The organism is Asticcacaulis sp., assembly GCF_051954415.1.
Taxonomy (GTDB): domain Bacteria; phylum Pseudomonadota; class Alphaproteobacteria; order Caulobacterales; family Caulobacteraceae; genus Asticcacaulis.
In genome coordinates, this window is record NZ_JBQCHT010000035.1 from 180,066 (window position 1) to 200,837 (window position 20,772).

Below are 20,772 nucleotides of genomic sequence, written 5' to 3' on the forward strand. Positions count from 1 at the left end.
CGACGATCTTCCAGATAATTGTACTACAATATTACGGCTGTGACTTTGCCAACACAACCGAACCGCCAGAATCGGGCACTGTCACATCCAGCGCTTCGGCATCACCCAGGGCGGCTTCATCCTCCGCCGTGCCGATTAGCACATGACTGCCCGGTCGCAGCCAGGCGGTATAGGCGAATTGCCTATCCATCTTCTGCATGGCCACAGGGACGCCGCCGGTGAAATCGCCGCCGAGATATTGCGCCGCCTGACCATGATCCGGCACGGTAAAGATGACCGCAACAGGCCAGACGTATGCGGCTTTCGGCCATTCCAGCGCTGGCAGGGCCTTGCCCTTATAGTCGAAGAAGGCAGCGTTTTCCCAGTCCGACCCTTGCGCCCAGCGCGTGCGGCATTTGGTCGAAACCCAGGCTGGCTCCCAGTAGACGACGCCGATACCGCCGGCATCGAGCGTCTGCTGCATCAGATCGTGCATATAATTCGCCTGACCGGCCACCGAGACCGGATAGTCTTTCAGCGCGTAGGCCGAGCCCAGCAGATTATTGGCGCTGTCGGCCGGCACGTCGGTAAAGGCATAGCCGGTTTCGACCACCACCACCTCCTTGCCGAACCTGTAATGGACGCGGCGAATGGTCTCGGCCAGGCCGTTCATGTCTTCCTTCGACCAGCGGCTGTAATAGCTCATGCCGATGATGTCATAGCCGGTGACGCCGGCCCTGGTGGCCGCCTCGAACCACGGCTCGACATTTTCCGGCTGGGCGATATGCAGCATGATTTCCGGCTTTATGGAACTATCCACAGAGGCATCGCGCACGCCCCTGATCCCGGCATTGAACAGTTTCGCATTGCGCACCCAGTTGATGGCGACATGCTCTTCCGGCTGGGTGCGCAGAATCTCACCATTGGTCTCGTTGCCCACCTGCACCATTTCCGGCATCAGCCCCTTGGCTTTCAGCGCATTCAGCGTATCGAGCGTATATTGATAGAGCGCCTTCGCCTGATCGCCCTCGGAGAGACCGGCCCAGGCGGCCGGCACCAGTTGCTTGCCGCCATCGGCCCAGTCATCGGAATAGTGGAAATCGAGCAGCACCTTCTGCCCTTGCGCCTTCGCCGCGGCGATAGTTGTTTCGACATCGGCCAGGTTCGAATAAGGCGTCCACTTGGCATCGACCCAGATACGGACGCGAACGAGATTATGCCCCGACTGCGCGAAGATCTTGTAGGCGTCGGTCTCGCCCTTGTAATCATACTTCGCGCCGCAAGCCTTCATCTCGTTGACATAGGAGAGGTCGGCGCCGAACCAGTAGTCGCGGGCATCAGCAGCGGCGGTTCCGGCCAGCAGGGCGATAGCGGGCAGAAGGGATATCAGTCTGTGCATTTTCATAGAACCTAAGATGCACCAGGTCGGATTTTCCGCCAACCTACCCCCAGCTTTCGCTGAACCCTTTGCGCTTGCCGACCACCAGCGGCTTCGGCGTGTCGATTTGCGGCTTCGGCTTGCCGAACAGGTAACCCTGGCCATAACCGATCCCCATCTCCTGGCACAGCGCCGCCATGGCGTCATCCTCAATCATTTCAGCCACAACCTCGGTGTGCAGATCGCGGCACAGGTGACTGACCGAGCGCACCAGGGCGCGCTGACGCGGATTATCACGCGCCTCCTTCAGGAAAGGTCCGTCGATCTTGACGAAATCGACATCGAAATGGCGCAGATAGGTATAGGTGGCCGCGCCGGCGCCGAAGTCATCAAGGCAGACCCGGTAGCCCGTGCGCCGCAGCCAGCGCAGGAAGGTGGCGGCGGCCTCGATATCCTCAATGGCATTGGATTCGGTCAGTTCGAACATCAGTCTTTGGCTCACACCGCCGGCGCCACCCAGCAACTGGCGCAGATGCTCGCGGAACTGGTCGCCCTGGACCGACAGGCCGGAGAGGTTGATGGCGATGGTCGCGTCTTCGTGTCGCCCCAGGGTCTCGATGGCCTTTTTCGCCACCGCCAGGTCGAAATCCTGTACCAGCCCCAATTGCTCCGAGAGGCGGATGGTATCGAACGGCGCCCGGCCGTCGGCGAAACGCAACAGGGCCTCGTAATGGTGTGTCGTGCGGTCGGACAGGCGCACCACCGGCTGGTAGAACAGCGTGTACTTATTGCCGTCGATCAGGGCGCGGATGCTGTCGAAATGCTGGACGGTCTCAGCCATGGCCGATTTCAGGCCCTGCGCCAGCGAACTGATCGGGCTGCGTTCCGGTTTGCAAAAATCGCTCAGGACATATTGCAGGGCCTTGGCGATGCTGTCCTGATCCAGATTGCCGGTGGAGAGTTCGAGATTGAGCACCGCAGGCGCCAGACTGTTTTCCGGCAGGCCCGCAGCCACCGCTGCCGCCCGGATATCACGCGAAATCGCGTCCGGCGAAGCGCCCTCGCCCTTGGCGGAAGGGATGTAGCTGAAGGCTTCGTCCGATAAGCGCGCCGCCGCGCTGCCGCCCACGGCCTGGGCGCGCAGAACCGAACTGATCTCGCCCATCAGCAGGTCGGACTGGGCCGGCGGCAGATTGCGCATGGCCTGAGAAAGGCCGGCAACGCGCACCAGTTTCATGTCCTTCGGCGCCGTCTCGCCTTTGACGCCGATTTTGCGCCTGGCAAAGCCGAGATAAGAGTCAAGATCGAGCAGACCGGCTTGCCCGTCCGCCGTGGTTTGCGCTACCACGCCGTCGGAAAGAACGGTCAGGCTGATAAAGGTGCTGCCTTCGCTGGTGCCGAGGTAACAGGCCCCCATATTGACCAGCAGCGGCGGGCCTTCCGCCTGTTGCAGGTTCAGACCACAGGGTTCGATACGGCCCACAGTCTTGGCGCGATTGAACAGGTGGCGGGCAAAGGCGCGATCGGTCGGAATAAAGATATCGCAGACCTCGCGCCCGACGACTCCTTCGCCAAGCCCGCTCAACAAAGCCTGGGTGGCGCCGATCGTCCTGATGATGCGAAAGTCGCTGTCCGCCTCGATCAAAAGGTCGGCCGCCGCCAGGGAAAAAGCGATATAGCGGTCGCGTTGCGTCTTGAGATCGTCGGTCATTCCCGTCCCCGAAAAGCCGCTCTTTTTTTGCAGCCGGTCGCGGTCAGACTACTGACTAAGTCTTAAAATACAACTTACCCGCAAGATTAACAGGGTTATTGCAGATCGAGCTTCATATCCGCCAGCAGGGCGCGCAGATATTCGCGGTTGATGCGGTCTTCATCTACCGGCGCATGTTTTGCTGGCTCAGATGGAGCGGCATCGAAACGCGGTCGCGGCGGCGCATAGGCCGGACGCGATTGCGGGGTATCAAAGGTCTGGCGCGTCAGGGTGCGCGGCACCGGCGTGGCCCTTGGGTCAGGCGCACTGACGATCGGCGCCTCCACCCAGTCGACAGGGATTTCAAACCAGACATTGGTGCCTTCGCCCGGCCGCGACACCGCGCCGATATGGCCGCCGAGACTTTCGACGATCGCCTGGGCGATAGACAGGCCCAGGCCGCGCTTCTTTTTGCCGCCACTAAAGAGCGTGCGCGGCTGCGCTTCCTCCATGCCAATGCCAGTGTCGCGCACACTGACATGCAGGCGGATTTCCGGTTTCAACGTCTGCGGATTTTCCGCCGTCACCTGACTGGCCGTGACGCTGATGACGCCACCCTGCGTGAACTTGCAGGCATTGGCGATCAGGTTTTGCAGCACCTGCCGGACCCGCATGTCGTCGAGACGGGCCTGTTTGCGGGTGAAATCGACAAAATGCGCACTGAGCCGGGTCTGCGCGGCCTGGGCCTGAAGCATGAAGGCGTCGACGGTCTCACGGATCGTCGCGGCCACATCGATGACCTCGTCTCCTTCATCGAGATGCTCCACCGCCTGCGGAATCGGCATGTCGCCAATCAGGTGCTTCAGCGCCTCGGCCGAGGCCAGCAGGTTTTGCGCATAGCCGGCGATCTCGCTGCCGGAAACCGGCCGCGTTTCGATCAGGCGGGCATAGCTTAAAATCTCATTGAGCGGCGCGCGCAGTTCATCCGCCACATGGCCCAGGAATGTCGCCTGTGAATGGCCAGTCACCTTTTCGGCCCATTCGGTGACATCACGCACCACGGCGCACAGCCGGACCGGTGCGCCATCGCCATCATATTCGACTCCGCCCTTTGTCCGGATGAGGCGCGCGGCCTTGTCCCGGCGGCGGATGACGCGCAATTCGAAATCGAAATCCTCGCCGGCATTGACCGCGCGCTGGAAGTGCTCAATCACCACCGGCCGATCCTCCGGCTGATAGATATCGAGCTGGGTGGCCACCATGGGCCGGTATGTCTTTTCGTTCAGGCCCAGCAGGCCATACATTTCCCTGGACCAGACGACCTCACGACTGGCCAGATCAATCGTCCAGTAACCGAAGCCGGCCAGTTCCGCGGCGCGGTCCAGACGTTTTTGCTGCATCTGCACCATCCCCCGCATGTCCGCACCCGATCCCTGCGCCAGGGCCAGCAGTGTGGCCACCTGATCGGCGAATCTCGCCAGCACAGCCTGTTTCGCCGCCGAAAAATCTTCACGCGCCGCGGCATCGGCCAGGGCGATAACGCCGATGATCCCGCCCTCATTCACCAGCGGCATATCGGCATAGAAACGGATATGCGGTGCGTGGAGGACGGCGCTTTCCAGGAAATAGCGGGCGTCATGCGCGGCGTCAGGGATGTTCAAGCCCTCGCCGGCCGTCAGCGGGCGCTGCGTGAAGGCGATACCGTCCAGCACATCGATATCCGGAATACCAAAGGCGGCAGCGGCGATCAGGGCCTCCCCATCGCGCAGGCTCAACATAGCCATCGGCACATCGAAAATCGCCGCGGCCAGTTCACAGACGCCGGCGCATATCCGATCGAAATCGGCAGCGCGGCGCTGTTTGCGCACCAGCGCCTGCGCGTTCGGGCGAACATCAAAAGGCGTTGATTCGTCTGTTGTTTTGGCCATGTGAAACCCTTTGCTTAACGGACGTTAACCAAAAAGGTTTACACTTTCGTAAACACTTACCCGGCGGACTTTACGCCATAATAGGCCATGAAGATATCGACGGCGAGATCGACCTGACGCGACAAATGCGCCTCGGTCGGCTGCGCCGCCAGGTTCATGATGCGCTTGAAGTGGCAGTCGCCGAAGATCAGGCTTTTCAGCACCATGGCCGCTTCCTGGCTGTTGGGTGCATTGATCTGTCCGCGCGCGTGCGCCGCCTGCAACAGATTGACCAGGTTGGAACCGCCCTGGCTCTGGATGACATTATGAAACATCTCGGCCAGTTGCGGATTGCGGTGGCTTTCCTCGACAATGAGCTGGAAGGTGCGGACCGCTTCATCCGACATGATCGCCGTAAGCAACTCGCGGCCCATGACCGCGAGCGTGGCGCGCAGGTCGTCCGTGCCGGTATGGGCTAGGAACAGGTCGGCAATCTGGCCGCACTGTTCGCGGATGATGGCCTCGAACAGGTCTTCCTTGCTATTGAAATAAGCATAGAGGGTCGCCTTCGAGCCACCAAGGCGGCTCGATATCATCGACATGCTGGCGCCGGCATAACCGACTTCGTAAAACACGCTGCGCGCCACCTGGATGATGCGTTCGCGGCGTTGGTCCTTAAAAGTAGGCGCATCCTTGAAAGTTGCGGCGCCCTTCAAGGTTTTTGTTGGCATTTCCATAAAAAATTGTACCATACTGTACAGTTAGAGCTTGACTTGATTTGCATCTTAGCGCAAATAAACCGAACTGTACAGTACGGTTCACCTTTTTGTGTTTCAGGACCTCCTCCAGATGCCCTCCCCCCATAAATTTGAAGCGCCGGTTTTCTCCCGCGCCTTCCTGACGAAAGCGGCCAACCTGAGTACGCTTGCGGTCGCCGCCGCGCTGCTGGCCAACTGCGCATCCGTGCCGGATTCCCACACCATTGCCCCACGCACCGACCTCGCCGCCACGCAGAGCCTGCCGGCTGAATCGGGCGAATGGCCGGCGCAGGACTGGTGGAAGGGTTTCAACGACCCGCAGCTCAATGCCCTGATCGACGAAGCCTTCGCTAATTCCCCCGATATCCAGACCGCCGATGCCCGCCTGCAAAAGGCCGTGGCCTCCAGCGAACAGATTACCGAAGCGCTGAAGCCCAGCCTGTCGCTCAACGGCTCGATCACCGAAACGCAGCAGAGCCTGAACATGGGCTATCCGGCGGCGTTCCGCGATTTCCTGCCGAAGGGCTACCACCCGCTGACCCGCGCCACCATCGGCGCCAATTATGATCTCGGTCTGTGGGGCAAGGCGAAAGCCGCCCGCAAGGGCGCCTTCGCGCAAGGCAAGGCGGCGGAGGTCGAAAGCATCGCCGCCCGTCAGGATATCGCCGTCGCGGTCGCCCGCGCCTATGTCGAACTCGACCGGCTTTACCAGCAGCGCGACGACCTCGCCGCTGTCAAGGCCAACAGCGACGCCCGTCTGCAACTGATGCAGGCCCGCGCCGCCCACAATCTGGAACCGAAGGATTCGGTGCTGAATAATGCCGACGAACAGGCTCGCCTGGCCGCCCGCCTTTCCGGCGCCGAAGCCGCCATCAAGCTGCAAAACAACCTGATCGCCGCCCTGGTCGGCGCCGGTCCGGATCGCGGCCTGACCATCCAGCGCCCCGCCCTCGCCCCGGTCGAATTCGCGTCCCTGCCCGCCGATGCCAGCCTGAACCTGCTCGGCCGCCGCCCGGATGTCGAAGCCGCCCGCCTGATGGTGGAAGCGCAAGGCCAGAACATCAAATATACCAGAGCCGACTTCTATCCTGACGTGAAGTTCAGCGCCGAATGGGGCCTCCAGGCCCTCGACTGGGACGGCTTGACCCGTCACGATTCCACGATAGGCAGCATTGGTCCCGCCATCAGCCTGCCCCTGTTCGCCGAAGGCCGCCTGCGCGCCCAGTATCGCGGCGCCGAAGCCGACTACAATTCGGCCGTCGCCAACTATAACAAGGCCCTGGTCACCGCCCTGCGCCAGGTTTCCGACGCGGCGATCAGCACCAAATCGATCGCCGACCAGATCACCGAGGCGAAAAGCCGCGTGGACAGCGCGCAACAGGCTTATGACCTGGTCAATCTGCGCGTCCAGCGCAACCTGTCCAGCAAGCTCGACCTGATCGACGCCCAGGTCAAGCTGACCTCCGCCGAACTCGACCTGTCCGACCTGACCGCCCAGGCCTATAATAACCGCATCAGCCTCATCGCCGCCCTCGGCGGCGGCTTTCAATCGCATTAAGCACACACGAAGTTAGCATCATGCCCGATCAATCCTCCCCCTCGGCAACCCTGGACACCGCCGCTCCCGCCAGGCCCGTCAATTCCAAAGCCCGCGGCCCGCTCTTTCTCATCTTCGGCGGCGTGGTCGTCCTGGCCGGCCTCGGCTTCGGCGCCTACACCCTGATCGAGGGCGGCAAGTCGGTCGAAACCGACAACGCCTATGTCGATGCCTCCACCGCCTCCATCACCCCGTTGGTTTCGGCGCCGGTGAAAGAGGCCAACATCTACGAGACCAAGCCGGTCAAGGCCGGCGACGTGCTGGTGGTGCTCGATGACACCGACGCGAGACTGGCGCTCGCCGCCGCCCAGGCCCAGCTCGACCAGGCCACCCGCCAGATCGGCACCTATTACGAAAACGACGCCACCCTGAAGGCTCAGGCCGATGCCAGCGCCGCCCAGGTCAATAATGCCCAGGCAACCTACGACAATGCGGTGAAATCCTATAACGACCGCAAGGCTCTGGCCGCCAGCGGCGCGGTTTCCGGTGAGGACGTCCAGAACGCCAAGACCGCCATGGACCAGGCCCTGGCGGCACTCGCCACCGCCAAGGCGCAGGCCGCGGCTGCCGTCGGTCAGCGCGCCTCCAACACCGCCCTGATTTCCGGCGTCGGCGTCACCGAGAACCCGCAGGTCGTCGCGGCCCGCGTCAAGGTGGAGCAGGCCCAGCTTGATCTCGACCGCACCATCATCCGCTCGCCGATCGACGGTATCGTCTCGCGCAATACGGTCGAGGTCGGCCAACGCGTCCAGGTCGGCCAGGCCCTGATGAGCATCGTGCCGATCCAGAGCGCCTATGTGAACGCCAATTTCAAGGAAGTACAGCTCAAGAAGGTCAAGGTCGGCCAGCCGGTCGAACTGACTGCCGACGTTTATGGCGGCAGCGTCAAGTATCACGGCAAGGTCGCCGGCCTTTCCGGTGGCACCGGCTCCTCCATGGCCATCATTCCGGCCCAGAACGCCACCGGCAACTGGATCAAGGTGGTCCAGCGCGTGCCGGTGCGCATCGCGCTCAACCCGACGGAACTGAAGCAGCATCCGCTTCGCGTCGGCATGAGCATGAAGGCCAAGATCAGCGTAATCGAGTAGATTAAAGTCAGAAACCCCACCACCGCATCTAGCGCTTTGCGCGTCGTGCGGTCCCCCTCCCCAACAAAGTGGGGAGGGACAAGGAAAGTAGATGCCTTTCTATACCTCCCCAGTTTACTGGGGAGGGGGACCGCGCCCGCAAGGGCGGGGTGGTGGGGCGTCTTGCTTAAAATTCCGCGTCACCAAACCCCAGTTTTTGGAAAGTAGCGCCCCATGTCCAGCGCCGCCACCACCGCCGACCCCGCCTACAAAGAACCCGTGCCGCTGACCGGCCTCACGCTCTGGCTCTGCGGCATCCTGCTGGCCATGGCCAATTTCGTCGCCATTCTCGACGTTTCCATCGCCAACGTCTCGGTGCCCAATATCGCCGGCGCACTCGGCGTCTCGACCTCGCAGGGCACCTGGGTCATCACCTCTTACGCGGTGGCTGAAGCCATCGCCGTGCCGCTGACCGGCTGGCTGGCCTCGCGCTTCGGCACGGTCCGCGTCTTTTCCGTATCCCTGATCGGCTTCGGCATCGCCTCCTTCCTGTGCGGCATTTCGCCATCGCTGGAAATCCTCGTCATGGCGCGCATCCTGCAGGGCTTCTGCGGCGGTCCGCTGATGCCCCTGTCGCAAACCCTGCTGCTGACCATCTTCCCGAAGAAGCTGCAACCGGCCGCCATGGGTATCTGGGCCATCACGACCCTGGTGGCGCCCGTTGCCGGTCCGATGCTCGGCGGCACCCTGTGCGATAACTTCGGCTGGGGGTCTATCTTCCTCGTCAACGTACCCGTCGCCATAGGCGCCGGCTTCCTCGTCTGGCGCGTGCTGTTCAGCCAGGAAACCAGGACCACGAAGGCCCGTGTCGATACGGTCGGCCTCGGCCTGCTGATCCTCTGGGTCGGCGCGCTGCAACTGATGCTCGACCTCGGCAAGGAAAACGAATGGTTCGCCTCGCCCTTCATCATCACCCTGGCCCTGATCGCCGCCCTCGGTTTCATCTCCTTCCTGATCTGGGAACTGACCGACGCCAACCCGATCGTTGACCTGCGCGTCTTCCGCCACCGCAACTTCGCTATCGGCATGGTCTGCATGGCGCTGATGATCGGTTCCTTCTTCGCCATCAATGTCATCGGGCCGCTCTGGTTGCAAAACAACCTGGGCTGGACGGCCTCCTGGGCGGGCAACGCCACCGGCATGATCGGCATACTGGCTATTTTCGCCGCCCCCATCGCCGCACAACTAGCGGTCCGGGTCGATCCACGCCGCCTGATCTTCTTAGGCGTCGGCTGGCTGGCCCTGATCACCTTCATCCGCGGCCTTTCCACCATGGAAATGAGCTTCGGCCAGATCGCCTTCCTGATCTTCCTCAGCGGCGTCGGTATGCCCTTCTTCTTCATGCCCCTGCTGCAGATCACCATGAGCGCGGTCAAGCCGGAAGAAACCGCCAATGCTGCCGGCCTGCAAAACTTCATCCGCACCATGTCGGGCGCCATCGCCACCTCGTTCGTCACCACCATCTGGGAAAACAACGCCACGAAAAACCATGAAGGCATTGTCGACAGCCTGAAGGGCATTCAGGCGTTCATCGATTCGCTGATGCAGAGCGGCATGTCACGAGAAGCCGCCATTGCGACGGCCGACCGGTTGGTGAGCGCGCAAGCCCTGATGATTTCGACCAATGGGGTCTTTATGGGCGCCGCCGTCCTGTTCCTGATCTGCGCCCTGCTGGTCTGGACCGTGCCGCGCCCAAAGGGACCGGTCGATATGTCCAACGCGCATTGATTATAAGGCAATTTCAGCTTTCGAGGCCGGTATTCCATACCCCCCAACCGGCCTTGAAAACGGCGGAGCGGCTCCCCTGACCGCTCCGCCTTCTTTTTGCGTGTCTGGCAGCGGCTTACCGGCGATGCCGAATTCCCTTATTAATCCTTTATTAATTTGCCCTCTTTCCGTCTTTTTTTCCCGCTTATAGAGAATTTCAGGCCAACTCAGAGGCCCGCTTTTCATTCAATAGGTTCTTTATGATACGTTTCAAATCCATGGCGCTTCTGACGGCAATGCCGCTTATGATCGCGGTTTCCGGTTGCGCCAGCCATAAATATGTCGATGAAAAAATCACGACCGTGAACGGCCGCATCGACCAGAACGACGCGCACCTGTCGCAACTCGACAAGACGACCCAGGACGCGCTCGACCGCGCCACCGCCGCCGGCAAGCTGGCCGAGGGCAAGTTCGTCTATTCCATCGTCCTGTCTGATGATTCGGCCCGCTTCGATACCGACAAGGCCGCTCTGTCGGAAGAGACCAAGGCCAAGCTTAGCCAGCTTGCCGATCAGCTCAAGACCGACAACAAGAACGTCTATCTCGAAATCCAGGGCTATACCGACGCCACGGGTACGGATGACATCAACTACCGTCTCGGCCAGGCGCGCGCTGACAGCGTCCGCCGCTTCCTGAACCAGCAGGGCGTGGCGCTCAACCGCATGTCGGCTATCTCCTACGGTTCGGAACAGCCGGTGGCCCCGAACAACACCCGCGAAGGCCGCGCCGCCAACCGCCGCGTCGTCGTGGTCGTTCTGTCGTAATAGTTAAGAGTGAGCCGGGGCCAGCCTCGGCTCACCCATCAAAAACCAGGCGCGCGCAATCAGGCCGTCATCGATCTCATAGATACCTATGACATCGACCTGACCGATGCCTTCGGGGAAATTGCGCGTCACCAATTCGGTATCGACGACGCGATTGCCCAAGACGATCCGGCTGATCAGATGGGCAAAGAGGTCCGGCTCCTGAAACCGCAGTTCATGCCTCGCGCGGATATCATTATGGCCACTCGCCAGCAGAATATCCGGGTGCGCGAAAACTTCAGCCGCCTTCGCCCAGCAGGCCATGAAGGCATCGATATCCCTGGCATTATAGGCATCTAGCTGCCGGGCGACGATATCCTCAGCGCGCATGTTCCGCCACCAGGGCGTTCGACGCCGTCTCCAGCTTTTCCTTCATCTGCGCCATCAGCTCGCCGCGCTTCAGGCCGGCCGGCAGGGGCGGCAGGAACTCGAACACCACCGTCCCCGGCGTGCGATCGATGCCGTGGCCGGGCCAGAACTGGCCGCTATTGGTCGCCAGCAGGTGGCAAGGCACTTCGAGATCACGGTAAAGCGCCGCCACGCCCGGCTTGTAGACCGGATCGTCCCCAACATCCGAACGCGTGCCTTCCGGGAAAATCAGGATCTGACGGCCCTCATTCAGGCGCGCCCGGCAGGCCGAGACCATGAGTTTCAGCGCCTTGGCGGCATCTTCGCGGCGGATGGCGACCATCTTGGTTCTCAGGGCGTACCAGCCCAGAAACGGCAGATAGATCAGCGAGTGTTTGAGCACATAGGCCGGCCGTTTCAGCACAACGAAGGGCGCGATGGTATCGAGCATACTCAGGTGCTTGCCGGCGATCAGGGCCGGGCCATTCGGCCGGTGCTCCAGACCGCGAAACTCGACCTTTACCCCCACAATCCAGCGCGCCCCGAAGAGCACTGAACCGGCCCACCAGCGAATAACCGCCATGGCGGCAGGTATCGGGAAAAGCAGCAGTGGCGAACAGATTATACCGAAAAAGGCCATGGTTCCGTAGAGCCACAGCATGAACAGCAAAGACCGGATACGCGTAATCAGAAAACTCACGAAGCCGAACTCGCCGCCATTGCGTCTTCAGTGCCGGCCTTCGGCTCCGGCGCGCCGCCCTTGTCGCCGAACCTGCGCGATACGCTCAGTATCGCGTCGCGGCCGAGAATGGCCATGTATTTGCAGTATTCCAGCACGATGATGCGCTGGCCCTTGCGCGATTTCCACCAGCCGCGGGCGTCAAGATCGGGCGTGGCGACCGGATAGGGAATAAGGGTGGCGCCCGGCATGTCGGCCTTCAGTTCCAGCAGCGAGCGCGGCATGTGATAGTCCGAGGTGACGACAATCAGAGTATAGAAGTCATGACCGCGCGCCCAGTCGGCGATCTCATGGGCATTGCCGACGGTATTTTCTGCCTGGTAGCCGAGATCGACGCAGCATTCATAAAGCCGCTTCGAGCCTTCGGTCACGGCCATCAGTTCCGGGCGCTTGACCTCAGGGTTGACGCCGGAAATGAACATGCGCGCGCCCTTGCGGCGTTCAAGCAGACGCATTCCAGCCTTGAGGCGCAGGTCCGACGCGCCCGTCAGCACGACGATGGCGTCCGCCGGTTCGGCGGGTTCGACGGCGGGGGTTGAGTCGATGACGCGGTCGGCAAAGGCGAAGAGGCCGGCCGTCCACAGCAGGACAACCACGAACAGGGCGATCAGGGTGCGCATATGTTTGATAATATCAGCCTCCCCCTCAATACAGTTCAGTCATGATGCGCCAGCAGCCGCAAGGTCACCATACGCGCGGTCAGGGCGCCGATCAACGCCACCAGGAACGGACATGGAATTAATATTAACAGGTCCGACCATGAAAAGGGAAGGGCTATGGCAAAGCTTTGTGAGGAACCTGTGGCTTTTATGAGCGCCATGACCGCACCCGCCAGGACCGCGCCCAGCAGGCCAGACTCGAACGCCATGCGGGCAAAGCGCCACTGGAATCGTTCGGCGATGAAGATATCGCTGGCGCCGCACAAGGACAGCACATCGACGATATCGGCGCGGGCAGTCAGGCCGGCACGCGTGGCGAAGCCGACCACGGCGCCGGTGGCGGAAAAGATGATGAAGAAGATTCCCAGCGAAATCAGCCGGATGGTCAGGGCGCTTTGCTCCACATCCTTCAGCCAGGTCGAATGATCATCGATACTGGCATCGATACTGGCATCGGTCAGGGCATTCATCATGGCCTGGGTCGTGGCCGGATGGCGCTGATCAAGCGTGACCTCGACCAGGTTGGGGATCGGCAGATCATCGAGTACCGCATCGCCAAGCCAAGGCTTGATCAGATCCTTGGCCTTTTCAGGCTCCAGCGCCGTCACCTGCCCCACCCCCTTGACGCCGGCCAGCACCTCCGCCGCCTTGGCCGCCGCGATGGAGCCGCTCTCCAGGCCGGTCGGGCGCACCTGCACGGTCACCTCGGCGCGGATATCGCGTGACCAGCCATGAGCGGCGCGGTCCGACGCCATGACCACCATGGCGGCCATACAGGCGAGAAAGCACAAAACGCCGATGACATAATGCAGGGCTACCTCGCGCTGGTCCTGCTGCGGCAACAGCTTGCCGGCCTTCAAAACCCCGAGTTTTGCAACGATCGGTCCGATCATCGCGCGCCCCCCGACACATCCCGCTGAAACAATTGTCCCTGGCGCAGTTCGAGCACGGGCATACCGGACGCCTTCACCAGACCTTCATCATGGGTAGCGATCAGCACCGTGGCGCCGAGCCGGTTCAGTTCGATGAACAGGCGCATGATGCGCAGGCCCATGGCGTAGTCGATATTGCCAGTCGGTTCGTCGGCCAGGATCAGGGTCGGGCGCGTCACCACGGCACGGGCGATAGCCAGGCGCTGTTTTTCACCGCCGGAGAGCACATTCGGCATGGCATCGAGCCGGTTTTTCAGCCCCACCCAGTTGAGCAGTTCGGTGACGTCGTCATGATATTCGCGGAAATGCGCGCCATGCACAAACAGCGGCAGGGCAGCATTATCGAACACATTCAGGTGCTCAAGCAGGCGAAAATCCTGGAAGATGATGCCGAGGCGGCGGCGCAGAGCCGCGGTCTGGGCACGGTCATGCGGCCGGATGGTTTCACCGAACAGCTCGATCACGCCGGTGGTCGGTTTCTGCGCCAGATAGATCATCTTGAGCAGCGAGGTCTTGCCCGATCCTGATGGTCCGGTCAGGAAGTGAAACGATCCCGCCAGCAGCTCGAAATTGAGATTTTTCAGGATCAGGTCGTCTTCGTTCAGCCCGGCGGCCAGCGTCTTCGGCATCCCCAGGTCATAGCCCAGCGACACGCCATGGAAGGCCACAACAGCCTCCGGTTCCGCGTGGCGGCGCGGCTGGCGATCGGTGTCTGAGGGCGCGGTCGTCATATCAGCTTTGCGAGGGCCTGGCTTGATCAGTTGTTAAGACTTTTGGGGACATAAGGTTAAGAACCCGTATGTGGTTAACGGGTTTATGTACTGATTCGGTGCCGTTCGACTTAACTGATCATGATCCTGAGCTGTCCTAACTGCGCGACGAAATACACGCTCAACGAATCCCAACTGGGCGTTCGCGGACGGACCGTGCGCTGCGCCGCCTGCAAGACCACCTGGCACGCCGAACGCCCGGAAAAGCCGATCGACCTGTCCTTCAGCGACGTCAAGAAATCCGAGAAGGAAACGGTCGAGGATCTGCATACGGTCAAGGCCAAGAAACTGCCTCTGAAATACCGCGCCATCCTGGAAGACAAGAAGCGCATGAAGGCCCTGGCGGCGCAAGGCATGGTCTGGGGCGGCATGGCGGCCGCCTTCGCGCTGATCCTGGCGCTCGGCTTCTTCCTGCGCGTCGATATCGTCCGCGCCTTCCCGCGCATTGCCGGCGCCTATGCCATGGTCGGCATGAAGGTCAATGGCACCCATCTCGTCTTCGGCGACAAGACTGCCGATGCTGCCTTCAAGAGCGGGCGCTTCGTGGTGACGGTCAAGGCGCAGATCAGGAACACCAGCGACAAGCCGGTGCCGGTGCCGCCCGTCCGCGTCAAGCTACTCGATTCCACCCTGCAGGAGTTCAATTCGGTCTTGATGCCATCGGACGGCCTGGTCGTGGCCCCCCATGCCACGCGCACCCTGGTATTCGATGTCGCCGATCCGAAAAACCTGACCTCGTCGCTCGACCTGGATTTCGACCTGGTGGCGATGAAGAAGATGAAGACCGCCGGCCCCGATCTGCGCGTCACGCCGGTGAGCGGCCATGACGAGGGCGCCGGTCACGAAGCGGCTGACGAACCCGCGCACGAAACTGCCGCACCGCCCGAAGCCGCGCCTGCCCATGCCGAGGCGGCGGATGAACCCGCCCATGACCAGCCTGAGCCGGCCCTGCGCTCAAGCCTGCCTCACGATACCGGTCACAATTCTGGTCACGGCGCCGGCTGACCCCCTGTTTTCGAGTATGCCTATGACTGATGCCCTGCCCGCTGTTCTGTTAAGTGAAGACGAGGTCCAGGGCCGCGTCACCGCCCTGGCCGACCTGCTCTGTGACTATATCAAGCCCAACTGTATCGGCATTTGTCTTTTGACCGGCGGCATCTGGTTCGCCGCCGATCTCAGCCGCGCCCTCAACCGCGCCGGCCGCGATATCGCTTTCGATGCCCTGTGGCTGTCTTCCTATGCGGACAGTCATGAAAGCGGCGCCATGCTGATCCGCGCGCCTTTGCAGCGCTCGGTCGAGGGCCGGCAGGTGCTGATTATGGATGATGTGCTCGATACCGGCGCCTCCCTAAAAATTGCCTGCGAGATCGCTCGGGAAGCCGGTGCTTCCGAAGTTCTGACCGCGGTTTTCGCCCGCAAGCCCGATCCGCTGAAGGACGGCAAGATGCGTGACATGGAGGTCGATTTCTGTGCCTGGGAAGCCCCCGCGCGCTATCTGGTCGGCTACGGACTGGATGACGGCGGCAAATACCGCGCCCTGCCCTATATCGGGGTAATGGATTAATCCCGGAAAGCAAGAAACCCCACCACCATTGCTACGCCATGGTCCCCCTCCCCAACAAGTTGGCGAGGTATAAGGCTCGCTCATTTCATCTACCTCCCCAGTTTTACTGGGGAGGGGGATCGCGCCTCTCTTGAGGCGTGGTGGTGGGGTTTCTTGCTTAATTACCTGCCAGACTCAAGCTGGCCAAACTCTGCACATGATTACCAACCAGCGGCATAAACCCGCTGGTTACTCGCTCAACCGATACCGGTCCCTGGATCAGAAAGCCCAGGATCGCCGCCGCCAGCGCCACATAGCGCAGGGCGAACGGATCGGATGCCGCTATCCCCGCCTTGGCCTTGCCGACTTTCAACGACGGCTGCTGCTTTTCATGGCGCATGGCCAGCAGGCGCTCCGGCCGCAGGTCGTTATCCAGCGCCAGGCGCGTATTGACCTCGGTGAAGGTCGGCATCCGGAAGTGCAAAATGGTGCGTACCGCGGCAATGATGCAAAGGATCAGCCCCACCACCAGCATGGCAATATGCGCCGCTTGCGGCACCAGGGCGAACAGCCCCCACTGCCCGGCCACGGCCACCAGCAGGGCCAGCAGGACAAAGGGAAACAGGGACGGCAGCAGCAGACGCTCCCAGATCATCGTCGCTTTCGTGAAGAACAGCCCGCGATTGAGCGGCGCCAAAGGTGATTTATTGCTCTGCTGCATAGGCCCCCCTATTCCAAATCAAGCCGTTTTGATGCGTGGAGACGATGACAACCAGGCCGGAATCGGCTCGCGCGCCATCATCTCTTCATAGCTCGGCCGAGGACGCACGACAGACCAGTCGGCGTCACGCACCAACACCTCCGGCGCGAGTGGCCGCGAATTATATTCGCTTCCCATCACGGCGCCATAGGCCCCGGCGCTCATGAAGGACACCAGGTCACCGGCCTGCATCACCGGCATTTCGCGGCCCCGCGTGAAAGTATCGCCGGTTTCGCAGATCGGCCCCACCACATCATAGGTCGCCGTCTCGTTACCCGGACGCGCCACCGGACGAATATCGTGGAAGGCATCGTAAAGCGCCGGACGGATCAGGTCATTCATCGCCGCGTCGATCACCAGGAACTGCTGGCCACTGTCTGCACGCTCATGGACATGCACCACTTTCGAGATCAGCACGCCGGCATTGGCGGCGATCAGCCGACCCGGCTCGAAGGTATAGCGCACGCCCAGATTGCCTGCGGCCAGGGCCGTCATTTCGGCATAGTCGGCCACGCTGGCCGGTTCCTTCTGGTTGAAATAGGGCACGCCCAGACCGCCGCCGAGATCGAGCCGCTCGACCGACAGTCCTTCGGCGCGCAACTGCTCGACCCAGCCACGCATCTTGGTGAAGGCTTCCTGCAGCGGCTTGAGGTCGAGAATCTGGCTGCCGATATGGCAGGCAATGCCCATAGGTGCCAGGTTGGGATGGCCAGCCGCAGCGGCATAGAGCGACAGGGCTTCCGCCGCCGAAATGCCGAACTTGTCCTTGGCCCCGCCGGTGGTGATCTTTTCATGCCCGCCGGCGCCGACACCCGGATTGATGCGGATAACGAAGGGCGCCACCATGTCGAGTTCGGCCGCCACGCGCGCCAGACGCTCAAGCTCCGGCCGCGACTCGACATTGAGCTGATAGATGCCGGCCTTCAAAGCGAAGGCCATTTCCGCATCAGTCTTGCCGACGCCGGAAAAGACAATGCGATCGGCCGGAATGCCCGCCTTCAGCGCCTTGCGGATTTCGCCTTCCGAGACCGTATCGGCGCCACAACCCTGCGCCGCCAATGTGGCCAGCACGCCCAGGTTGGAATTGGCCTTGGTGGCGTAGGCCACCAGCGGTGCCTCGCCCTTCGGGCTGCGCAGTTCCGGCTTGGACGACAGGGCGTCGGCGAAGACATTATAATGCCGTTCCAGCGTCGCCGAGGAATAGACATAAAGCGGCGTGCCGACCGTATCGGCCAGTTCGCGCAAGGCAACCTGTTCGCAGTAAAGCTCGCCGTCGTGGTACTCGAAATGGTTCATCTACGTATTGGACTTACTTGTTCGGGGCGTCGCGGAAGCCGTTATTGCTGCCCGTGCCTTCCAGAGGCGCATCCTGGATGCGCTTGTTGACGGCATAGGGGTTTTCCATGCTGTTCTTGGCATCGGCGTCCGGCGTCGCCTTTTCCGTGGCGCGCGAAGTCGAGGAATCGGTCGTGGTGGTCACGCCGCCGTCCGGATTTTGCGAGGTCGACCATTCAGCCGCCGCCTTCTTGTTCATCATCGGCGGAGCGCGTTCAAGATCGCCCAGCTTGCCGCAGGCCGACAGCAGGGAAGCGCCCACCAGGGCCGCGCCCAGAGCGGACATCGTCAAAAGGCGGGTCGTTTTAGGCGTCATCATGAGCGTTGATCCTTCCAGCGCTGGATTTGCAGGCGAACCTGATCGGGCGCCGTGCCGCCGTAGCTTTGACGGCTGGCGCAACTGGCCTCAGGTGTTAACACCTTATACACATCATCCGTGATCCTGGCTTCCAGATTTTGCAGATCGCCAAGGCTTAGTTGCGCCAAATCCACACCCTGCGTTTCCGCCAGCTTGACCGCCGCCCCGGTAATATGGTGCGCGTCACGGAAGGGAATGCCCAGATTGCGCACCAGCCAGTCGGCCAGGTCGGTGGCGGTTGAAAAACCGGCGCCGGCGGCCGCGGCCATTTTATCAGTATTGGCTTCCAGATCGAGCACCATTCCGGTCATGGCGCGGATGGCGAGGTCGAGCGCATCGAAGGCCTCGAAAACCGGCGGCTTGTCTTCCTGCATGTCCTTGGAATAGGCCAGCGGCAGGCCCTTCATCACCGTGGTCAGGGCGATCAGCGCGCCATTGATGCGGCCGGTCTTGGCACGCACCAGTTCGGCGGCATCCGGATTGCGCTTCTGCGGCATGATCGAAGAGCCGGTCGAGAACGAATCCGAAAGACGGATGAAGCCGAAATAGGGCGTGGTCCAGATAACGATTTCTTCCGCCAGGCGCGACAGGTGGCCGGCGCAGATGGCGGCATGGCTTAAGGATTCCAGCGCGAAATCGCGATCGGACACGCCATCAAGGCTGTTGCCGGTGGGGCGATCGAAGCCAAGCGCGGCGGCAGTCATATGGCGATCGATCGGGAAGGGCGAACCGGCCAGCGCCGCCGAACCCAGCGGGTTTTCATTCATGCGGGCACGGGCGTCGATGAAGCGCGAGCAGTCGCGGCCGATCATCTCGACATAGGCCATCAGGTGGTGGCCGAAAGTCACCGGCTGGGCCGGCTGGAGGTGGGTAAAGCCCGGCATCAGGGCATCGGCATAGTCTTCCGCGCGCTTCAGCAGGGCGCCTTGCAGGTCATAAAGCTGCTGGATGGTGAGATCGACCTGATCGCGCACCCACAGGCGGAAATCGGTCGCCACCTGGTCGTTGCGCGAGCGGGCAGTATGCAGGCGGCCGGCCGTGGCGCCGATCAGTTCGCGCAGGCGCGCCTCGACATTCATGTGAATGTCCTCGAATTCGGCGCGGAAAGGGAAGGTGCCCGCCTCGATCTCGGCGGTAATGGTTTCCAGCCCGTTCAGGATGATTTGGGAGTCTTCCGAACTTATGATACCTTGTTTCGCCAGCATGACGCAGTGGGCTTTCGATCCCGCAAGGTCTTGCTGCCAAAGGCGTTTGTCGACATCGATGGAGACATTGATGGCTTGCATAATCTCATCGGGTCGGGCAGTAAAACGACCGCCCCACATTTTCTGGCCCTGTTGAGGGGCCTGCGCGTTCGGGGCTTTTTGGGCGGATGGATCGGTCATGACGGAACCCAGGTTGAATGAGGACGGCGAGCAGCCCTCAACGGAATCTGAAATTCAGAGCGAGCCTTCTGTCGCCCCGGCGGTCATGCCTATAGCGGAGGACGCTGCGGAACCCAAGGCCGCAAACACGTCCAGGGCCAGAAAAATGAAGCGTCCGCCGGCGGCGGTGATTGCCATTGTAACCATAGTGGTTCTGGCATTGGTCGGACTGGTGAGCTGGCGACTGCTGTCGAAGCCAGGCGGCACTGTGCCCGGCACCGAAATCGCGGCCACAACCGCGCCAGTAGTGGCGCAGGCCAAGGGACCGCTCGCCGTCTATGCCAAGGGCGCGCTGGCCAAGCTTGTAACGAACGAGGCGCCGGTCGCCATCGCGGATATCAGCTTTATCGACCGCAATCAGAAGCCTGTCAAACTCAGTGATTTCAAGGGCCAGGTCGTGGTGCTGAACGTCTGGGCCACCTGGTGCGCGCCCTGCCGCTTCGAGATGCCGACCCTGGCCAAGCTCCAGGAACACTATGCCGGCAAGGGCGTTAAGGTGTTGCCGCTCAGCGTCGATACCGAGGACAAGTTCGCCGATGTGAAATCCTTCATGGACGTGCAGCAGCCGCTGGAAGTCTATGCCGACCAGGAATTCCAGGCGCCGTCGAAATACAACATCACCGGAATGCCCGGCACCCTGATCCTTGACAAGCAAGGCCGTCAGGTGGCGCGCCTCGATGGTGAGGCCAAGTGGGATACGCCGGAGGTTCAGGCCCTGCTGGATAAATTGCTGGCGGAGTAAGTTAAGCAAGAAACCCCACCACCACGCCATAAAGAATGGCGCGGTCCCCCTCCCCAATAAATTGGGGAGGCATAAGAATTCTGCCTTATCATACCTCCCCGACTTGTCGGGGTTTGGCGCCAGCGAAAGTATTGCTTTCGCAAGCCATGGGACCAT

The 20,772-nt window shown here is 61.6% G+C and carries 21 protein-coding genes; 7 read left to right on the forward strand and 14 right to left on the reverse strand.

Translation table 11 applies throughout. From position 1 onward, the window contains the following. Positions 1 to 31: 31 nt before the first annotated feature. The 4 genes from ACTHND_RS13665 to ACTHND_RS13680 all read right to left on the reverse strand — a co-directional run bounded on the left by ACTHND_RS13665 (position 32) and on the right by ACTHND_RS13680 (position 5,685). Positions 32 to 1,378, reverse strand: a complete 1,347-nt coding sequence (locus ACTHND_RS13665) for a glycoside hydrolase family 53 protein (protein ID WP_440178498.1) — start codon at positions 1,376 to 1,378, stop codon at positions 32 to 34. A 43-nt stretch (positions 1,379 to 1,421) separates the two neighbouring features. Beyond that, positions 1,422 to 3,068, reverse strand: a complete 1,647-nt coding sequence (locus ACTHND_RS13670) for an EAL domain-containing protein (RefSeq protein ID WP_440178499.1) — start codon at positions 3,066 to 3,068, stop codon at positions 1,422 to 1,424. Between the two features lie 95 nt (positions 3,069 to 3,163). After that, positions 3,164 to 4,975: an ATP-binding protein gene (locus ACTHND_RS13675; protein ID WP_440178500.1), complete on the reverse strand. Its 1,812-nt coding sequence runs from the start codon at positions 4,973 to 4,975 to the stop codon at positions 3,164 to 3,166. A gap of 56 nt (positions 4,976 to 5,031) precedes the next feature. Continuing rightward, positions 5,032 to 5,685 carry a TetR/AcrR family transcriptional regulator gene (locus ACTHND_RS13680; RefSeq protein WP_440178501.1) on the reverse strand — a complete coding sequence of 218 codons (654 nt, stop codon included), beginning with the start codon at positions 5,683 to 5,685 and terminating at the stop codon, positions 5,032 to 5,034. A gap of 118 nt (positions 5,686 to 5,803) precedes the next feature. Between ACTHND_RS13680 and ACTHND_RS13685 the strand changes: the two genes are divergently transcribed. The 3 genes from ACTHND_RS13685 to ACTHND_RS13695 all read left to right on the forward strand — a co-directional run bounded on the left by ACTHND_RS13685 (position 5,804) and on the right by ACTHND_RS13695 (position 10,164). Further along, positions 5,804 to 7,270 carry an efflux transporter outer membrane subunit gene (locus tag ACTHND_RS13685; protein WP_440178502.1) on the forward strand — a complete coding sequence of 489 codons (1,467 nt, stop codon included), beginning with the start codon at positions 5,804 to 5,806 and terminating at the stop codon, positions 7,268 to 7,270. Between the two features lie 20 nt (positions 7,271 to 7,290). Further along, entirely contained in the window at positions 7,291 to 8,397 is a 1,107-nt protein-coding gene (locus ACTHND_RS13690; protein ID WP_440178503.1) for an HlyD family secretion protein, read from the forward strand. A gap of 213 nt (positions 8,398 to 8,610) precedes the next feature. Next, on the forward strand, positions 8,611 to 10,164 hold the full coding sequence (locus tag ACTHND_RS13695; RefSeq protein WP_440178504.1) for a DHA2 family efflux MFS transporter permease subunit: 1,554 nt from the start codon (positions 8,611 to 8,613) through the stop codon (positions 10,162 to 10,164). Here the strand turns inward: ACTHND_RS13695 and ACTHND_RS13700 are convergent, their stop codons facing one another. Continuing rightward, positions 10,165 to 10,389: a hypothetical protein gene (locus tag ACTHND_RS13700; protein WP_440178505.1), complete on the reverse strand. Its 225-nt coding sequence runs from the start codon at positions 10,387 to 10,389 to the stop codon at positions 10,165 to 10,167. 14 nt (positions 10,390 to 10,403) lie between these two features. On the opposite strand from ACTHND_RS13700, the gene ACTHND_RS13705 reads away from it, so the two are divergent. Continuing rightward, complete coding sequence (locus ACTHND_RS13705; protein ID WP_440178506.1) at positions 10,404 to 10,967, forward strand: OmpA family protein; 564 nt, start codon at positions 10,404 to 10,406, stop codon at positions 10,965 to 10,967. Between the two features lie 3 nt (positions 10,968 to 10,970). Here the strand turns inward: ACTHND_RS13705 and ACTHND_RS13710 are convergent, their stop codons facing one another. Genes ACTHND_RS13710 through ACTHND_RS13730 form a run of 5 tightly spaced genes read right to left on the reverse strand, consistent with a single transcriptional unit; the run spans position 10,971 to position 14,415 of the window. Then, a complete protein-coding gene (locus tag ACTHND_RS13710) occupies positions 10,971 to 11,336 on the reverse strand; it encodes a nuclear transport factor 2 family protein (RefSeq protein ID WP_440178507.1) in 366 nt (121 codons plus the stop codon). After that, positions 11,326 to 12,042, reverse strand: coding sequence for a lysophospholipid acyltransferase family protein (locus ACTHND_RS13715; protein WP_440178533.1), 717 nt, complete (start codon positions 12,040 to 12,042; stop codon positions 11,326 to 11,328). The genes ACTHND_RS13710 and ACTHND_RS13715 overlap by 11 nt, the downstream gene beginning before the upstream one ends. 8 nt (positions 12,043 to 12,050) lie before the next feature. After that, positions 12,051 to 12,713 (reverse strand): YdcF family protein, encoded by a 663-nt coding sequence (locus tag ACTHND_RS13720; protein WP_440178508.1) that lies wholly within the window; start codon positions 12,711 to 12,713, stop codon positions 12,051 to 12,053. A 35-nt stretch (positions 12,714 to 12,748) separates the two neighbouring features. Beyond that, positions 12,749 to 13,645 (reverse strand): cell division protein FtsX, encoded by an 897-nt coding sequence (locus tag ACTHND_RS13725; RefSeq protein ID WP_440178509.1) that lies wholly within the window; start codon positions 13,643 to 13,645, stop codon positions 12,749 to 12,751. Beyond that, positions 13,642 to 14,415, reverse strand: coding sequence for a cell division ATP-binding protein FtsE (locus ACTHND_RS13730; protein WP_440178510.1), 774 nt, complete (start codon positions 14,413 to 14,415; stop codon positions 13,642 to 13,644). The genes ACTHND_RS13725 and ACTHND_RS13730 overlap by 4 nt, the downstream gene beginning before the upstream one ends. Positions 14,416 to 14,535: 120 nt before the next feature. On the opposite strand from ACTHND_RS13730, the gene ACTHND_RS13735 reads away from it, so the two are divergent. Both ACTHND_RS13735 and ACTHND_RS13740 read left to right on the forward strand, forming a co-directional pair. After that, a complete protein-coding gene (locus ACTHND_RS13735; protein WP_440178511.1) occupies positions 14,536 to 15,459 on the forward strand; it encodes an MJ0042-type zinc finger domain-containing protein in 924 nt (307 codons plus the stop codon). 22 nt (positions 15,460 to 15,481) lie between these two features. After that, positions 15,482 to 16,018: a phosphoribosyltransferase gene (locus ACTHND_RS13740; RefSeq protein WP_440178512.1), complete on the forward strand. Its 537-nt coding sequence runs from the start codon at positions 15,482 to 15,484 to the stop codon at positions 16,016 to 16,018. 157 nt (positions 16,019 to 16,175) lie between these two features. Here ACTHND_RS13740 and ACTHND_RS13745 read toward each other — a convergent pair whose 3' ends face one another. From ACTHND_RS13745 to argH, 4 genes are read right to left on the reverse strand one after another with little or no spacing between them, the layout of a single operon-like run. Next, the gene (locus tag ACTHND_RS13745) at positions 16,176 to 16,718 is read right to left on the reverse strand and encodes a DUF4175 family protein (RefSeq protein WP_440178513.1); all 543 of its coding nucleotides are present in this window, start codon (positions 16,716 to 16,718) and stop codon (positions 16,176 to 16,178) included. A gap of 18 nt (positions 16,719 to 16,736) precedes the next feature. Further along, on the reverse strand, positions 16,737 to 18,053 hold the full coding sequence (gene lysA / locus ACTHND_RS13750) for a diaminopimelate decarboxylase (RefSeq protein ID WP_440178514.1): 1,317 nt from the start codon (positions 18,051 to 18,053) through the stop codon (positions 16,737 to 16,739). 13 nt (positions 18,054 to 18,066) lie between these two features. After that, positions 18,067 to 18,411 (reverse strand): hypothetical protein, encoded by a 345-nt coding sequence (locus ACTHND_RS13755; protein WP_440178515.1) that lies wholly within the window; start codon positions 18,409 to 18,411, stop codon positions 18,067 to 18,069. Continuing rightward, on the reverse strand, positions 18,408 to 19,835 hold the full coding sequence (gene argH / locus ACTHND_RS13760; RefSeq protein WP_440178516.1) for an argininosuccinate lyase: 1,428 nt from the start codon (positions 19,833 to 19,835) through the stop codon (positions 18,408 to 18,410). The genes ACTHND_RS13755 and argH overlap by 4 nt, the downstream gene beginning before the upstream one ends. 145 nt (positions 19,836 to 19,980) lie before the next feature. Between argH and ACTHND_RS13765 the strand changes: the two genes are divergently transcribed. Beyond that, positions 19,981 to 20,616: a TlpA family protein disulfide reductase gene (locus tag ACTHND_RS13765; protein ID WP_440178517.1), complete on the forward strand. Its 636-nt coding sequence runs from the start codon at positions 19,981 to 19,983 to the stop codon at positions 20,614 to 20,616. The last annotated feature ends 156 nt before the right edge of the window (positions 20,617 to 20,772 follow it).

Excerpts from the sequence above, each read along its gene's own strand:
- ACTHND_RS13690 (WP_440178503.1), top strand. The coding sequence starts at position 7,291 with ATGCCCGATCAATCCTCCCCCTCGGCAACCCTGGACACCGCCGCTCCC.
- ACTHND_RS13680 (WP_440178501.1), bottom strand. The coding sequence starts at position 5,685 with ATGCCAACAAAAACCTTGAAGGGCGCCGCAACTTTCAAGGATGCGCCT.
- ACTHND_RS13720 (WP_440178508.1), bottom strand. The coding sequence starts at position 12,713 with ATGCGCACCCTGATCGCCCTGTTCGTGGTTGTCCTGCTGTGGACGGCC.
- ACTHND_RS13735 (WP_440178511.1), top strand. The coding sequence starts at position 14,536 with ATGATCCTGAGCTGTCCTAACTGCGCGACGAAATACACGCTCAACGAA.
- ACTHND_RS13740 (WP_440178512.1), top strand. The coding sequence starts at position 15,482 with ATGACTGATGCCCTGCCCGCTGTTCTGTTAAGTGAAGACGAGGTCCAG.
- lysA (WP_440178514.1), bottom strand. The coding sequence starts at position 18,053 with ATGAACCATTTCGAGTACCACGACGGCGAGCTTTACTGCGAACAGGTT.
- ACTHND_RS13755 (WP_440178515.1), bottom strand. The coding sequence starts at position 18,411 with ATGATGACGCCTAAAACGACCCGCCTTTTGACGATGTCCGCTCTGGGC.
- ACTHND_RS13710 (WP_440178507.1), bottom strand. The coding sequence starts at position 11,336 with ATGCGCGCTGAGGATATCGTCGCCCGGCAGCTAGATGCCTATAATGCC.
- ACTHND_RS13765 (WP_440178517.1), top strand. The coding sequence starts at position 19,981 with ATGAAGCGTCCGCCGGCGGCGGTGATTGCCATTGTAACCATAGTGGTT.
- ACTHND_RS13675 (WP_440178500.1), bottom strand. The coding sequence starts at position 4,975 with ATGGCCAAAACAACAGACGAATCAACGCCTTTTGATGTTCGCCCGAAC.
- ACTHND_RS13705 (WP_440178506.1), top strand. The coding sequence starts at position 10,404 with ATGATACGTTTCAAATCCATGGCGCTTCTGACGGCAATGCCGCTTATG.
- ACTHND_RS13745 (WP_440178513.1), bottom strand. The coding sequence starts at position 16,718 with ATGCAGCAGAGCAATAAATCACCTTTGGCGCCGCTCAATCGCGGGCTG.
- ACTHND_RS13730 (WP_440178510.1), bottom strand. The coding sequence starts at position 14,415 with ATGACGACCGCGCCCTCAGACACCGATCGCCAGCCGCGCCGCCACGCG.
- argH (WP_440178516.1), bottom strand. The coding sequence starts at position 19,835 with ATGACCGATCCATCCGCCCAAAAAGCCCCGAACGCGCAGGCCCCTCAA.
- ACTHND_RS13685 (WP_440178502.1), top strand. The coding sequence starts at position 5,804 with ATGCCCTCCCCCCATAAATTTGAAGCGCCGGTTTTCTCCCGCGCCTTC.
- ACTHND_RS13695 (WP_440178504.1), top strand. The coding sequence starts at position 8,611 with ATGTCCAGCGCCGCCACCACCGCCGACCCCGCCTACAAAGAACCCGTG.
- ACTHND_RS13700 (WP_440178505.1), bottom strand. The coding sequence starts at position 10,389 with ATGAAAAGCGGGCCTCTGAGTTGGCCTGAAATTCTCTATAAGCGGGAA.
- ACTHND_RS13665 (WP_440178498.1), bottom strand. The coding sequence starts at position 1,378 with ATGCACAGACTGATATCCCTTCTGCCCGCTATCGCCCTGCTGGCCGGA.
- ACTHND_RS13670 (WP_440178499.1), bottom strand. The coding sequence starts at position 3,068 with ATGACCGACGATCTCAAGACGCAACGCGACCGCTATATCGCTTTTTCC.
- ACTHND_RS13725 (WP_440178509.1), bottom strand. The coding sequence starts at position 13,645 with ATGATCGGACCGATCGTTGCAAAACTCGGGGTTTTGAAGGCCGGCAAG.